Origin of the sequence: Pseudaquabacterium inlustre (genome assembly GCF_038066595.1) — a bacterium.
Taxonomy (GTDB): domain Bacteria; phylum Pseudomonadota; class Gammaproteobacteria; order Burkholderiales; family Burkholderiaceae_C; genus Pseudaquabacterium; species Pseudaquabacterium inlustre.
The window spans coordinates 145106-159330 of sequence record NZ_JBBUTH010000009.1; the positions used below are offsets into that span (position 1 = coordinate 145106).

The 14225-nt window shown below is 67.7% G+C and carries 11 protein-coding genes; 9 read left to right on the top strand and 2 right to left on the bottom strand.

The genetic code is table 11. The features are described from left to right. Positions 1 to 226 precede the first annotated feature (226 nt). From AACH10_RS18130 to AACH10_RS18165, 8 genes are all read left to right on the top strand, one after another. Positions 227 to 1579: a D-alanyl-D-alanine carboxypeptidase/D-alanyl-D-alanine-endopeptidase gene (locus tag AACH10_RS18130; protein WP_341411893.1), complete on the top strand. Its 1353-nt coding sequence runs from the start codon at positions 227 to 229 to the stop codon at positions 1577 to 1579. Between the two features lie 367 nt (positions 1580 to 1946). Further along, the gene (locus AACH10_RS18135; protein WP_341411894.1) at positions 1947 to 3428 is read left to right on the top strand and encodes a hypothetical protein; all 1482 of its coding nucleotides are present in this window, start codon (positions 1947 to 1949) and stop codon (positions 3426 to 3428) included. A 69-nt stretch (positions 3429 to 3497) separates the two neighbouring features. Further along, positions 3498 to 3953 carry a hypothetical protein gene (locus tag AACH10_RS18140; RefSeq protein ID WP_341411895.1) on the top strand — a complete coding sequence of 152 codons (456 nt, stop codon included), beginning with the start codon at positions 3498 to 3500 and terminating at the stop codon, positions 3951 to 3953. 157 nt (positions 3954 to 4110) lie between these two features. Beyond that, positions 4111 to 4314 carry a hypothetical protein gene (locus AACH10_RS18145; RefSeq protein WP_341411896.1) on the top strand — a complete coding sequence of 68 codons (204 nt, stop codon included), beginning with the start codon at positions 4111 to 4113 and terminating at the stop codon, positions 4312 to 4314. Next, on the top strand, positions 4262 to 7849 hold the full coding sequence (gene hsdR / locus AACH10_RS18150; protein WP_341411897.1) for a type I restriction-modification system endonuclease: 3588 nt from the start codon (positions 4262 to 4264) through the stop codon (positions 7847 to 7849). Before AACH10_RS18145 ends, hsdR begins: the two co-directional genes overlap by 53 nt. 67 nt (positions 7850 to 7916) lie before the next feature. Next, positions 7917 to 9356, top strand: a complete 1440-nt coding sequence (locus AACH10_RS18155; RefSeq protein ID WP_341411898.1) for a class I SAM-dependent DNA methyltransferase — start codon at positions 7917 to 7919, stop codon at positions 9354 to 9356. Continuing rightward, entirely contained in the window at positions 9353 to 10615 is a 1263-nt protein-coding gene (locus AACH10_RS18160; protein ID WP_341411899.1) for a restriction endonuclease subunit S, read from the top strand. Before AACH10_RS18155 ends, AACH10_RS18160 begins: the two co-directional genes overlap by 4 nt. Beyond that, a complete protein-coding gene (locus AACH10_RS18165; protein ID WP_341411900.1) occupies positions 10612 to 11610 on the top strand; it encodes a DUF5655 domain-containing protein in 999 nt (332 codons plus the stop codon). Before AACH10_RS18160 ends, AACH10_RS18165 begins: the two co-directional genes overlap by 4 nt. Here AACH10_RS18165 and AACH10_RS18170 read toward each other — a convergent pair. Beyond that, positions 11607 to 12518: a PEP-CTERM sorting domain-containing protein gene (locus tag AACH10_RS18170; RefSeq protein WP_341411901.1), complete on the bottom strand. Its 912-nt coding sequence runs from the start codon at positions 12516 to 12518 to the stop codon at positions 11607 to 11609. The genes AACH10_RS18165 and AACH10_RS18170 overlap by 4 nt on opposite strands. Before the next feature lie 531 nt (positions 12519 to 13049). On the opposite strand from AACH10_RS18170, the gene AACH10_RS18175 reads away from it, so the two are divergent. Then, positions 13050 to 13403, top strand: coding sequence for a DUF5655 domain-containing protein (locus AACH10_RS18175; protein WP_341411902.1), 354 nt, complete (start codon positions 13050 to 13052; stop codon positions 13401 to 13403). A gap of 51 nt (positions 13404 to 13454) precedes the next feature. On the opposite strand, the gene AACH10_RS18180 is transcribed toward AACH10_RS18175, so the two are convergent. Then, positions 13455 to 14189, bottom strand: coding sequence for a PEP-CTERM sorting domain-containing protein (locus AACH10_RS18180; protein WP_341411903.1), 735 nt, complete (start codon positions 14187 to 14189; stop codon positions 13455 to 13457). Positions 14190 to 14225: the final 36 nt, after the last annotated feature.

Below are 14225 nucleotides of genomic sequence, written 5' to 3' on the forward strand. Positions count from 1 at the left end.
GTGTCGGCTGCGGTGTCGTTCAGGGTGTCGTGCCCGGTGTCGGGCAGGGCATCCGCCTCGTCGCTGGGCTGGGCGCCCTGGGGCGGCTGGGAATCGTGCATGGTGTCGAACGTGAGAACTGGCGGCCGGGCCCGGGCCTGATGCGGGCATCGGCGTGGCCGGGCCGGACTAGGCTGGCGGGGTGCGAGATTCTGCCCGAAGGCCTTGGTTCGGCCCGTCCTGCGGCATGCGTTCCGATCGCCGCCAGGTGCTGACCGGCGGCGCGCTGGCGGTCGCCGGCGTTGCGCTGCCCGCCACGGCGCAGCCTCGCGCCAGCGCGGCCCCTGCAACGAAGCGCGCGGCCGATGCGGCCGGCGCCACCATGCCCGCGGCCTTGCGCGCCATCGTGGCCGGCAGCGGCCTGCCCGAGTCGGCCGTGGGTCTGCAGGTGCAATCGGTCAGTGGGCAGGCCGCACCGCTGGCCAGCCTGAACCCGGAGCAGCGCTTCCAGCTGGCCAGCACGGCCAAGATCGTCACCACGCTGGCCGCCTTCGACCTGCTGGGCCGTGCCTACTGCTGGCGCACCCGCGCCTACCTGGACGGCGTGCTGCGCCAGGGCCGGCTGCTGGGCGACCTGGTGATCCAGGGCGGCGGCGACGCACGCCTGAACGCCGCCGAGCTGGGCCAGTGGTTCCTGCGCCTGCATGAGCAGGGCGTGCAGGACGTGCTGGGCGACATCGTGCTCGACCACTGCAGCTACCAGCTGCACGAGCAGGACCATGCCAGCACACCCGTGCCGTCGCCCGAGCGTCCGCACCATGCCTGGCCCGATGCGCTGACGTTGGACGACGGCCGCATGCGCCTGATGGGTGAACTGCCCAGCGGCGGCGGCGTGTCCCGGCAGCCGGTGCACACCACGCTGAGCGCCCCCCGCCTGGCCGATGCAGTGGCCCAGCTGTGGCGCGCCAGTGGCGGGCGGCTGCGTGGCCGCGTGCGCGAACGCCGCAGCACCGACCTGGCGCCCGGCGTGCCGCGCGACGGGGCCGGCCGTCCGCTGCCGGTGTGGGCCGAGCACCGCTCACCACCGCTGCCCGAGCTGGTGCGCGAAATCAACAAGAACAGCGACAACCTGGCCGCGCGCAACCTGATGCTGACGCTGTCGCCCGGTTTCCCGCAACGCCCGGCCACGCTGCCAGCCGCGCGCGACCGCCTGGCCCAATGGCTGCGCCGCCAGGGCCTGGCGGCCGACGACATCGCGGTCGACAACGGCTCGGGCCTGTCGCGCGAGGAGCGGGGCCGGCCGCGCGCCATGGTGCAGCTGTTGCGCCGCGCCTGGCAGGCACCGCAGTCGCAGGACTTCGTGCAGTCGCTGCCGGTGGCCGGCGTCGATGGCACGCTGGCCCACCGCATGACCCGCGGCCAGGCCACCGGCCGCGCCTTCCTGAAGACCGGCACGCTGCTGGACACCCGCGCCCTGGCCGGCTATGTGCACGGCCGCGGCACGGTGTACGCGCTGGCGGTGCTGGTCAACCACCCCGACGCCGCACGCGCCACGCCGATGCTGGACGCCCTGGTGGAGTGGCTGGCCGCCCACGGCTGAGCAGGCCGGAAACGACGACAGGCCCGTGCGGGCCTGTCATTCGAGGGATGCGTCTGGAGCGGGCGATGGGAGCCCGCCCCATAGTTTGGCGCCAGCGGTGTAGGTTGTTGACGTGCTTGGAGTTTATCGGCGCAGGCGGCGGGCAGCACAAGCCCCCGCCGCGCGGGTTTGGGACACCCCCTTGGGCTACGCCGATGCGAGACCCGGTGCACCGACAGCGGCGCCATCGAGCCGATGGATACGGCGGGTAGCCTTGACAGCCCAGCTGCAGAACTCGGGGCCGTGGGTGCGGCCACACCAGCCAAGTCGCGTTTTTGACGAGTTCGAGGCTGCGCATCAGAATCGGGCCCGACTGCTGATCGCACCCATGAAGAAGAACAAGAACATCGCGACGACGCCGGCCATCGGCACGTCCACGGCCCAGGTGCCCGAGGTCGAACACCAACCCGGGCACCCCAACCCGGTGGCGCGAGCAGCCGTGGGCACCGGCCCCACGGCTGCCGACTGGCAAGCACCCGTGCCGCCCGCGCTGTCTGACTTCCGCGTCACTGCGTTCGTCGATTGGTTGGAGTTCGAGATCGAGCTCGCAGGGGCCTCGCAGGCCCGCCACGTTCGGGGCAGGCTCCCCAAGGCTTGGTTCACGAACGGCAAGGCGCCGTTCGTCGAGGCGGTGGGGGCGTCGAGGAACGGCACGTCCACGCAATTCCGGTTTCGAGTCCAAGACCCTGTGAGCGCGGCGGACCTGCTGATGCAGTTCCGCAAGCTCGACCACCAGATGCCACTCGCCGCACCGGTTCGCATCGTGGGCGTGGAGGTGGGCGTCGATCTCTGGCTGCAGCGGCCCGGGGCAGATGTTGTGCGCATGGCCGAGCACCTCTACCGTGGCTTGGCCGTGCTGGCCAGCGACAACCACCGGATCACGGGCGAGAAAGGTATCCGCGGCACGGCGACGAGTGCCAAGGATCACCGCCGGGACAATCTCCGAGCGCTCGCAGCACAGCGCACGATCTTCATCGGCAACGCCGGAGATCCGGTCACCCAGCGCATCTACGCCAAGGGCTTGGCCCGCGCGCGGTACGAGGTCACACTGACCAACGAGCGTTGCCCGGTGTCTAGCCTGGACGACCTGGCCTCGTTCCGCTTCGAGAGCCTCAGTGGCTGGTTCCGGTGGCGTACCCCTGACATGGACCGCCTGGTCAAGCCGTCTTGGCAGGCCGTCCGAACCTCGCTCACGCTGAACGACCATGAGCGCCGCCGCAACGCACATCGCCGAGTGCACGCCTTCGGCACGCGCGCTGACACGGCGCTGGGAAGCGAGGCGGTGAAGGCGCTGAAGCGCCTGTCGACTGCGCAAGCCCGCGGTTGGCAGTCAGTGCTGACCAAGGTAGCGCGGCTGGGGGGTGTGCACCTGCTCAGCGCGCGGGAAGTTCGACCGGGCGACCGGCAAGTTGTTGATTTTGTTAAAGGTTCTGCTGCGCACCTGAATACTAGCTTGCCCCAAAATCTGAGGACTGGGGCTGCTCTCGGGGTTGTGCAGGTCATCGACCGCGGGATCAGCGGCAAGGGGAGGGGGCTCAGTGGGGCTGGTCGTGCCTCTAGTCGTCGGTTGTCGTCGGGTCAACGGTACTCCGGGCTTCGAAGTGTGCGCAGCTGCGACCGGCCGACGGGCGGGCGCCGCGGCTGCAGATCGAGAATGGACCTTCTACCCCCTAGCTGGATGAGCCCATCCATGAGGCCCTGGCCGCCGTTTTTCCTGGCGGCCAGGAGCAAGTCTTATAGGGCCACACGCGCCGAGCGCACCCTGCTGCACACGTTGAGGAAGTCGCTGAGATTGCCTGCATGGTGGTGACCCACCGGTCCCAATAATCAAATCGAGCGGGTACATGTCGTGCCCGACACTTTCGAGGAGATCACCACCATGTCCACGTTCAAGCGCATGCCCAACCTCCGGGCCGAGCGTCACCCCGAGCTCATCACTGCCGACAAGCTGGCCGCCACGCCGGTGCCGCTGGTTCAGCTGATGCGGGAGCACATCGACGCCGGCAAGGTCACCCAGCAGCAGTTGGCCGCCCAGCTGGGCTTCACGGGCGAGGCTCCCCTGCGGCAGATGCTCTCCGGGGCGATGAAGGTGCCGCTGAGCCTGGTGCCGGCCTTGTCGAAGGCCCTGGGCATCGACGAGATCGCCCTGGCCGGTCTGTGGATGCGCGAGAACGATCCGCGACTGCACGACTACTTCAACCGCATGCGGGAGCTCACGAACCTGTCGCCTGGCGAGGTCACTCTGATCGAGCAGATCCGCACGCTCACCCTCGGTCGCGGTGTGGTCCCGGTCGTATTCGACAAGGGCCCGGTGGTCGCCTTGCTGGAGTGCTGATCGTCGCGGCGCTGTAAGCGGTTCACGATCTGGCAGCGGATCGTGACATCGACGAAGACGGCCAGGTGCTGTAGCGTATGCAGCGCACAATCTCCAATCCCGGTCGTGATCTGCTGATTGGTCTTCGCCTTGTTCATCCAGGTGCTGCGATCTTCCAGTGAAGCAGCACCCTATTTGGAACATCAGCGCAAGCACGCAGTTGTTCGGCAAGAACGATGCAATGAACCCGCCGAAGCTGCTGGTTATCATCAAGCCTGTCATCTCCAGGGAGCGCACCGGGGTCAACCTCGGGCGGGCAGCGCAGCAAGATGCCGGGCAGTACCGAGTCGACGTCGAACTTCGCGTTCCTGCACGCGCGTGATCCGCTGCTGGCCCAGCTGGCAGTCAGCGCCGAGCGCTACTGCCATGACGACCCAAACGCCAGCCTGCTGAAGCTGCGCCAGTTCGGCGAGGCCGTCGCCCAGCATGTGGCTGCGCTGCATGGCATCGCCGCCACCCCGGATCGCGCCCAGGCCGACCTGCTGGCCGACATCCGGCGCAAGCAGGTGCTCGATGGCGATGTGTTGGCGATGCTGCACATGCTGCGCACCCAGGGCAACGAGGGCGTGCACCGCTTCGAGGTGGATGCCCGGGCCGCGCTGAGTGCCCTGCGCATCGCCCGGCAGCTGGCCATCTGGTTCCACCGCGCCTTCCGCAACCCGCCGGCCAGCTTCAAGCCCGGCCCTTTCACGGCTCCGGCTGCGCAGGTGAGCTACGTCGCCGTGGCCGCCCGTCAGGTGGACGAGGCGCCCGATGTGGATGCGGCCGCCGCTGCTGCCCGGTTGGCCGCCCTGCAGGCCGATCTGGAAGCCGCCCGGCAGGCTGTGGCTGCCGCCGGCCAAGACGCCGAGCGCGCCAGGGCCGATGCCGCCGTGCAGGCTCAGGAGCGCGCCCTGTGGCAACAACTGGCCCAGGACGAGGAACGCGAGCGCCAACGCCTGCAGGCCGACTTCGACGCTGAGCTGGCACGCATCCGTGCCGAGACCGCCGCGGCCCAGGCCAAGCCCTCTGCGCCCGCCCACCAGGCCCAGCTCCAGGCCACGATGCAGGCCGCCCAGCAGGCGACGCGGGACATCGACCTGGACGAAGCTGAGACCCGCGCCCTGATCGACCACCAGCTGCGCGTCGCCGGCTGGGAGGCTGACAGTCAGCGCCTGCGCTTCGCCAGGGGCGCGCAGCCCGAGGCCGGCCGCAACATGGCCATCGCCGAGTGGCCCACCGCCTCCGGCCCGGCCGACTACGTGCTGTTCTGCGGCCTGCAGGCCATGGCCGTGGTGGAGGCCAAGCGCTTTGGGCTGGAGATCGCCAGCGTGCTGGGCCAGGCCGAGCGCTACAGCCTGGGCTTCGAGTTCCAGCGCGATGCCAGGCCGGCCGTGCCCCCCGGCTGGGCGGGGGGAGACGCCAAGGCCCGCGAGCAGTTCGCCGGCTGGCCGGCGCAAGCCGCCACGGTGATCGGCGCCACGCACTTCCGCGTGCCCTTCGTCTTCAGCGCCAACGGGCGTAGCTACCACCGCCAGTTCGAGGCGTTCAGCGGGGTATGGCACCGCGATGTGCGCCGCCCGGCCAATCATGCCCACGCGCTGCCCGGCTGGCACACACCCGAGGGCCTGCTGCGTGAGCTGGCCAAGGATGTGGACACGGCCGAGCGTGACCTGCAGGCCGAACCCTTCGGCTACCTGGGCCTGCGGCCGTACCAGGAGCGTGCCGTGCAGGCCGTGGAAGGCGCCATCGCCGCCGGGCGTCGCACCGCGCTGGTGGCCATGGCCACCGGCACCGGCAAGACTCGCACCGTCATCGGCCTGATCTACCGCCTGCTCAAAGCCAAGCGCTTCCAGCGCGTGCTGTTCCTGGTCGACCGCTCCGCGCTGGGTGAGCAGGCCCAGAACGCCTTCAAGGACGCCCGGCTGGAGCAGAACCGCCGCTTCACCGAGATCTATGAGCTCAAGGAGCTGGCTGACATCACGCCCGACGCCGCCACCAAGGTGCATGTGGCCACAGTGCAGGGCATGGTGCGGCGGCTGTTTGCCGGTGATGCCGGTGACATGCCGGTCGACCGCTACGATTGCATCATCATCGACGAGGCCCACCGCGGCTACATCCTCGACCGCGAGATGGGCGAAGGCGAGCTGCTGTTCCGCGACGAGACAGACTACATCTCGGCCTACCGCCGCGTGCTCGATCAGTTCGACGCCGTGAAGATCGCGCTCACCGCCACGCCGGCGCAGCACACCACGCAGATCTTCGGCCTGCCGGTCTACACCTACAGCTACCACGAGGCCGTGATCGACGGCTGGCTGATCGACCACCTGCCGCCCATCCGGCTGCTCACCCAACTGGCCGCCCACGGCATCCACTTCGACACCGGCGCCACCGTCACCGTGCTCAACAGCCAGGGCAGCACGGCGCAGCAGGTGCTGCCCGACGAACTGGACTACGAGATCGACCACTTCAACCGCCTGGTCATCACGCCCGACTTCAACCGCGTGGTGTGCGACGAGATCGCGAAGCACCTCGACCCGATGGGCGACGAGAAGACCCTGGTCTTCTGCGCCAACGACACCCACGCTGACCTGGTGGTGAACCTGCTGACGGCGGCGCTCGAGCGCGAGCACGGCCCGGTGCATGACAAGACGGTGCTCAAGATCACCGGCCGCGCCGACAAGCCCGACGAGCTGATCCGCCTGTTCAAGAACGAAGCCTTGCCCAAGGTGGCGGTGACGGTGGACCTGCTCACCACCGGCATCGACGTGCCGGCCATCACCAACCTGGTGTTCCTGCGCCGGGTGCGCAGCCGCATCCTGTACGAGCAGATGCTGGGCCGCGCCACGCGCCTGTGCCCGGCCATCGGCAAGGAGCACTTCCGCATCTTCGACGCCGTGGATCTGTACGCCGCGCTCGATGCAGTGAACACCATGCGACCGGTGGTGCAGAACCCCAACGTGCCGCTGCCCCAGCTGCTGGCCGAGCTGCAGGACGAACGCGCCGGCCAGCTGGTGGTGGGCGAGGATGGCCGCACCGGCCAAGCCATCACCCATGCCGACGAGCTGCGCGATCAGCTGCTGGTGCGCGTGCGCAACCTGTTGCGCTGGGCGCAGAAGCTGGCCGGCCAGCGCCCCGAGCTGCGCGACGGCCTGCAGCGGCTGCAGCTGCTCACCGGCTTGGCCCCGGCGCCGCTGGTAGAGCACCTGCGCGGCCTGGATGTGGCCGGCCTGCGCGCCTTCATGGCCCAGCACGGTCAGGCCCTGGCCGCCTTGCGCACCGAGGCCACGCCCACCGCGGGCGTGGACCGCGTGCTGGCCCCGCACGCGGATCAGCTGCTCGGCGTGGAGCACGGCTGGGGGCCGCACCAGCGCCCCGAGGACTATCTGGGCGCGTTTCAGGCTTTCATCACAGAGAACCGCAATCGACTGGCGGCGCTGGAGATCGTGCTCACCCGCCCACGCGACCTCACCGCCGAGCACCTGCGCAGCCTGCGCGTGGAACTGGCCCGCCACCAGTTCACCGAGCCGGCCTTGCGCACCGCCTTCGCCCAGGCCCGGCAGGAGGATGTGGCGGCCACCGTCATTGGCTACATCCGGCAGCTGGCGCTGGGCTCGCCGTTGCTGCCCTTCGCCACCCGGGTGGACCGGGCCGTGGCCCGCCTGCTGGCCCGCGGCAGCTACACCCCGCCGCAGCGCCGCTGGCTGGAGCGCATCGCCACCACGCTGAAGGACCAGGTGGTGGTCGACGAGAGCACCTTCGCCCAGGGCGCCTACGTCACCCACGGCGGCTTCAAGGCCGTGGACAAGGTGTTCGACGGCCATGGCAAGGACGTGATCGGCACGCTGGAAGACGAGGTATGGAGCGACGCGGCCTGACCGGGGTACTCACCGCCGACAATCGCGCACCGGGCCAGCCGACGCCCAGAACAACGACAACGATCCCATGTCCACCCACAACATCGTCCAGAAGCTCTGGTCGCTCTGCGACATCCTGCGCGACGACGGCATCACCTACCACCAGTACGTCACCGAGCTCACGCTGCTGCTGTTCCTGAAGATGGCGCAGGAGACCGATACCGAGCACCGCCTGCCCGAAGGCCAGCGCTGGGCTGACCTGAAGGCGCGCAACGGCATCGCCCAGCTCGACCACTACCGCAGCAGCCTGCTGGTGCTCAGCCGCGCCGCCGAGCCCAGCGTGGCCGCCATCTACGCCGGCAGCAACACCAGCATCAAGGAGCCGCGCCACCTGGCCCAGCTGGTGGAGAGCATCGACGCGCTCGACTGGTACACCGCCCGCACCGACGGCCTGGGTGATCTGTACGAGGGCCTGCTGGAGAAGAACGCCGGCGAGACCAAGAGCGGCGCCGGCCAGTACTTCACGCCCCGCCCGCTGATCCGCGCCATGGTGGAGGTGCTCAAGCCCCAGCCCGGCGAGGTGGTGCAAGACCCTGCCGCCGGCACCGCCGGCTTCCTGATCGAGGCCGACCGCTACATCAAGCAGCACACCGACGACCTGTTCACCCTCACGGTGGAGCAGCAGAACTTCCAGCGCCAGCACGCCTTCGTGGGCATGGAGCTGGTGCCCGACACCCAGCGCCTGGCGCTGATGAACTGCCTGCTGCACGACATCACCGGCGCGGGCCAGGGCCCGGTGCGCGTGGGCAGCACGCTGTCGGGCGAGGGCGAGAGCCTGCCGCCAGCCGACCTGATCCTGGCCAACCCACCCTTTGGCACCAAGAAGGGCGGCGGCCTGCCCACGCGGGGCGATTTCACCTACCCCACCAGCAACAAGCAGCTGGCCTTTCTGCAGCACATCTACCGCGGCTTGAACCCCGGCGGCCGGGCCGGCGTGGTGCTGCCCGACAACGTGCTGTTCGAGGGCAACGTGGGCAGACAGATCCGCGCGGATCTGATGGACAAGTGCCGGCTGCACACCATCCTGCGCCTGCCCACCGGCATCTTCTACGCCCAGGGCGTGAAGACCAATGTGCTGTTCTTCGAGAAGGGCCGCACGCCCACCGGCAACACGCAGGAGGTGTGGGTGTACGACCTGCGGGCCAACATGCCGCAGTTCGGCAAACGCACGCCGTTCACGCTGGCGCACCTGCAGCCGTTCATCACCGCTTATGGCGAGCGCGCCGACGGCAGCAGCCCGCGCACCGACGAGGGCGAGGCCGGGCGCCTGCGCCGCTTCAGCCGCGAAGACATCTGCGCCCGCGACGACAGCCTGGACATCGCCTGGCTGAAGGACGACAGCGCCGAAGACGCCGCCGACCTGCCCGAGCCCGCCGCGCTGGCCCAGGCCGCGATGCAGGAGCTGGAACACGCGATGACCGAGCTGGAGGCCATCCTGGCAGAGCTGGGTGCGGAGGTGGACGGGTGAGCGGGTTGCCTGATGGTTGGGCGCTCACCAACTTGCGTCAGATCTGCGAGTTCAAGTACGGCAAGGCTCTGCCGTCCCCATTGCGAGACGGCGTCGGCTTCCCAGTCTTCGGTTCCAACGGTGTAGTTGGCGCACATAGCCAGCCGCTCTGCAATGGCCCGGCGATCGTCATCGGGAGGAAGGGCAGCGTTGGCGTGGTTCACTATTCAGCCGCGCCGTGCTCGCCGATCGACACGACGTACTTCATCGACAGCTTCGGGTCATGCCTGCCACGCTTCCTGATGCATCGGCTGCGCGCCATGCCGTTGGCGGATCTGAATCGAGCCACAGCGATTCCCGGATTGAACCGCGAAGACGCCTATGGGCTTGATCTTGAGCTCCCACCGCTGCCCGAACAACAGCGCATCGCCGACAAGCTCGACTCCATCCTCGCCCGCGTCGATGCCTGCCGCGACCGTCTCGACCGCGTGGGGCCGCTGCTGCAGCGGTTCAGGCAGTCGGTGCTCGCCGTCGCCATGAACGGCTCGCTGAGCGCCGAATGGCGCGAGGCGAACCATGTGGGGCAATGGACAACAGCCACGATTGGTGACGTGGCCGAAGTCGGCACCGGCTCGACGCCGCTGCGGTCCAAGGCCGGGTACTTCGATGTCACCGGCACGCCCTGGATCACCAGCAGTGCCACCTCGCTGGACCTGGTGACAGTGGCGGCCGAATTCGTGACCGACCAAGCCATTCGTGACCACCGTCTTCGCGTCTATCCGCCTGGCACGTTGCTGGTGGCCATGTATGGCGAAGGCAAGACCCGTGGCCAAGTGACCGAGCTCGGCATGGCCGCCACGATCAACCAAGCATGTGCCGCCGTCCAGGTCGACGAAGCGAAGGCGCTCAAGCCGTTCGTCAAGCTGGCATTGCGGGCCAACTACCTGCAGATGCGTGACATGGCCGAGGGCGGGGCACAGCCCAACCTCAACCTGTCCAAGGTGCGCGCCGTGCCGCTTTCGTTGCCGTCCTTGGAGGAACAGGCAGAGATCGTGCGCCGTGTTGGGCGTCTGATGCAGGTCGCCGACTCGCTCGAACAGCGGCTCACGTCCGGTCAGGCGGTCGTCGGCCGTCTGCCCGCCGCCACCCTCGCCAAAGCCTTCCGCGGCGAACTCGTCCCCCAAGACCCGAACGACGAGCCCGCCGCCGAGCTGCTGGCCCGGCTGGCCGCATCCACCCCACCGAAGAAGACCGCCAGGCGAGGGAGAAGCACCGCATGAGCGAGGTGAAGCTGTACCGCCTGATCGACGGCAAGGCCAGTGAGCTGGAGGGCAGCGCGTCAGATCTGGAGAAGCCGCTGCAGAAGCTGATCGAGGCCAACCTCGAGCCCATGCTGGGCATCCGCTTCCTGGCCACCGAGTACAGCACCGGCAAGCTGCACGGCGGCCGCATCGACACCCTGGGCCTGGACGAGGACAACTGCCCGGTCATCGTGGAGTACAAGCGCGCGGTGGGCGAGAGCGTCATCAACCAGGGCCTGTACTACCTGGACTGGCTGCTCGACCACAAGGGCGAGTTCCACCTGCTGGTGCAGGAGTGCCTGGGCGCCGACGTGGCCCAGGCCATCGAGTGGAAGGCGCCGCGGGTGGTGTGCATCGCCGGCGCCTTCACCAAGTACGACGGCCACGCGGTGCGCCAGATGCACCACAGCATCGACCTGATCCGCTACCGCCAGTTCGGCCCCGACCTGCTGCTGCTGGAGCAGGTGCACACCGCCCAGCAGGCGGCCGGCGCCACCGCCGCGAAGAAGCCGGGCAAGGCCGACACCGAGGCCACCGAGGCCACAGGTCACCTGGGGACCGACCAGCCGGCGCCCGCCGCAGCCACCGACAAGCCCGCCGGCACCGACAAGCCGTATGCCGAGGTGGTGGCCAGCATGGCACCGGCGCTGCAGGACGTGCTGGCCTCGCTGGAAGACTACATGTTCGCGCTGGGCGACGACGTGCAGCGCAAGGAGCTCAAGCTCTACGCCGCGTTCAAGCGCCTGAAGAACTTCGCCACCGTGGTGCCGCAGAAAGGCCGGCTGCTGCTCTACCTGCACCTCGACCCGGCCAGTCTGGGGCCCTTGCCCCCGAACGCCCGCGACGTGAGCCAGCAAGGCCACTGGGGCACCGGTGACCTGGAGCTTGCGCTGACCACGCAGGAGCAGCTGGACGCGGCCAAGGGGTGGGTCGTGATGGCGTACGAGGGTAAGGCGCCAGCGTACGGAGCCTAGCTCAAAGTTTGTCGAGCGAGTTGCAGGTCACCAAATCCGTCAATGCGCTGACGCTTCAGGCGAATGGCGAGGCCGATTGCTCCGATCAGTAGCAAAAGATTTGTCGCCGGCTCCGGGACAGCGGTCATGAGTACCGCCGCCGTCGATGAGATCTCAATTCCGATGGTATGTCTACTCGTATTCGAAGTCAGATCAAATGAAAACCCTTCGCCCCTCGATTCGGAGACGTCCGTTGGGGACATCGAAAGGGTATCGTCATTCATGTATCCCGCGCTGCCATCTCCGCTGATGACGATCCTACCCTGGGCATATGATCTTTCGAACTCTGGCGTACCTGACTTGATCAGAGAGTAGTCAATGTTCCCTGTTACTCGAAGGCCGGTGTTCGGGGTGACGCTGATCCCCAATGGAGTCAGGTTGGCAAATGCCTCGCTCAGCCTGTAGACAGGGTACGCTTTCGCCTCCTCGGCCGCGACTTCAGAAACGACAACAAATGAGAGCGTGACGCCGCTGCGTGTGCTTCGATAGCTGATCGTCGAAGCAGCGGAAGAAAATCCATTCGAGATCTGCGCCCCCGGGATGCCTCCAAAGCTATTCAACTCTGTCGTCTTCCCAGTGATCAGGTTCATCTCTGATATTGACACCGTTCCTGTCAGGCTGTTGTCAAATCGCCCAATGATCGCAGCACCTATTCCGTCAGCGACATCGAGATCAATGGGTGAAATATTGATGGTGACGCGAGTTTCGGCGTGCGTAATGGCAGATGCTGAAGCGGGTGCGAAAAATACGGCGCAGCATATTGCCAGCGCGGTGAACCGAAACGATTCGGCAAGTCGCTCAAATTGAAAGAAGCCGTCAAGGCCCATTTGCTTGCTTCTCACGTCGCTCTCCCTGAATTTGACACTCATTGAATGGTTCACCGGCGGCGACCGAAGATCTCCATATCTGGATTGGACGGGTCTGACCGCAACTGCAAGGCTATACCGGGCGACAGTCTAGGAACATGGCGGAAAGGCGTCAGCACAACCGAAGCTGCACTCAGATTTAGGGATTGCTGCACCTCCACCAGCGGCGAGCCTGGATTGACTGATTGCTCGGCACCTGACGAGTGAGCTCGGCTGCGCGACGTCTGGTCTTGCCCATACGACCAGGGCGCGGCTACTCTACGGGGGGCGTGCACGACTGCGGTGCACTTCCCGTCCTAGGCCAGTTCAGCACTTGCCCCGTCCAGATGGGGGCTGCCGCTTCTTTCACCTGGGAGTCGACCAATTGGTCTTGTTGGCTGCGGGTACACACAGGTGAAGAATGTCTTCGCACCTAGCATCACCTGCGGCCGGCCAGGCTGCCTCCGGGCCAGCTCAATCCGAAGGAGTGTGATCGCATCTCGGGCGACACAACGGCCGTGAAGACGAGTTGCCCGCTGGCCCATACCGTGGTCCTTGCCAAGCAGGGCACAGCTGCCGCAGGGCCCGCTGGCCTCGCTGGAGGACTACATGTTCGCGCTGGGCGACGACGTGCAGCGCAAGGAGCTCAAGCTCTACGCCGCGTTCAAGCGCCTGAAGAACTTCGCCACCGTGGTGCCGCAGAAAGGCCGGCTGCTGCTCTACCTGCACCTCGACCCGGCCAGTCTGGGGCCCTTGCCCCCGAACGCCCGCGACGTGAACCAGCAAGGCCACTGGGGCACCGGTGACCTGGAGCTTGCGCTGACCACGCAGGAGCAGCTGGACGCGGCCAAGGGGTGGGTCGTGATGGCGTACGAGGGCAAGGCGCCAGCGGTGGCATCGCCCGCGTGACCTGCCGGCCGCCTACATCGCCCCTGGCACCAACCGAGAGATGCAGCCAGTTCAGCGCTGGCGTCGACGCGCAGCGCCTGCGAGAACCAGTGCGCCCGCCATCAGCATGGCCCAACTGGCCGGCTCGGGAACCGGGGCACTGACCAACAGGTGGCCCACATAGGCATCGGCGTTGCCGTCGGCCCAGGTGTAGTCGGTCACACGCACCACGGCACCGGCGGAGAAGCCTGAGAGGTAGACCTCCGAGTTGCCCGGTGCGGTGCCGACACCGCGGCTACCGTGGTCTGCGAGTACCGCGTAGAGATCCTGCTGCCCGAACGGATTGCCCGCGCTGGGCGGCGCGACGATGTTGGTTGCGCCGAGGGTACCAATGAGTTCGCGGACCGCCTGGGCTTGGCTGCCGCTGAAGGTGACCGAGAGGTAGGGCAGCGGCGGCGTCGTGCCCAACGCGGGGTCAATGCCAGCATGGCCCAGCAGTGCCAGGAACTCTGCACCGGTGGCGTGCCGGAAGCCGCTCTGCGCCCACACGCCGCTGGCCGCCTGGGCAAAGGTCATGCCCAGGGTTGCCGTCGGCGTCAGCCAGGTCAGGCCAGTATCGGTGTCCTGAAGGGCCGCGACACTCAGCCCGGTGGACGTACTGGCCGTGGTGGTGACCAGCGCGGCGTTCGCGCTGAAGGCGCCGAACAAGGTGATCGCGGCGGTCTGCGACACGATGCGTGCCGAGACAAGGTTGATGGCCAACTTCAATGTGTTCTCCCTGGTGACTATGGACAGGCTCATGGGCATCGGCCCGATGGCCTGACCGAGTGTGCCCTGCACCAT

Excerpts from the sequence above, each read along its gene's own strand:
- AACH10_RS18130 (WP_341411893.1), top strand. The coding sequence starts at position 227 with ATGCGTTCCGATCGCCGCCAGGTGCTGACCGGCGGCGCGCTGGCGGTC.
- AACH10_RS18135 (WP_341411894.1), top strand. The coding sequence starts at position 1,947 with ATGAAGAAGAACAAGAACATCGCGACGACGCCGGCCATCGGCACGTCC.
- AACH10_RS18140 (WP_341411895.1), top strand. The coding sequence starts at position 3,498 with ATGTCCACGTTCAAGCGCATGCCCAACCTCCGGGCCGAGCGTCACCCC.
- hsdR (WP_341411897.1), top strand. The coding sequence starts at position 4,262 with ATGCCGGGCAGTACCGAGTCGACGTCGAACTTCGCGTTCCTGCACGCG.
- AACH10_RS18155 (WP_341411898.1), top strand. The coding sequence starts at position 7,917 with ATGTCCACCCACAACATCGTCCAGAAGCTCTGGTCGCTCTGCGACATC.
- AACH10_RS18165 (WP_341411900.1), top strand. The coding sequence starts at position 10,612 with ATGAGCGAGGTGAAGCTGTACCGCCTGATCGACGGCAAGGCCAGTGAG.
- AACH10_RS18170 (WP_341411901.1), bottom strand. The coding sequence starts at position 12,518 with ATGAGTGTCAAATTCAGGGAGAGCGACGTGAGAAGCAAGCAAATGGGC.
- AACH10_RS18180 (WP_341411903.1), bottom strand. The coding sequence starts at position 14,189 with ATGCCCATGAGCCTGTCCATAGTCACCAGGGAGAACACATTGAAGTTG.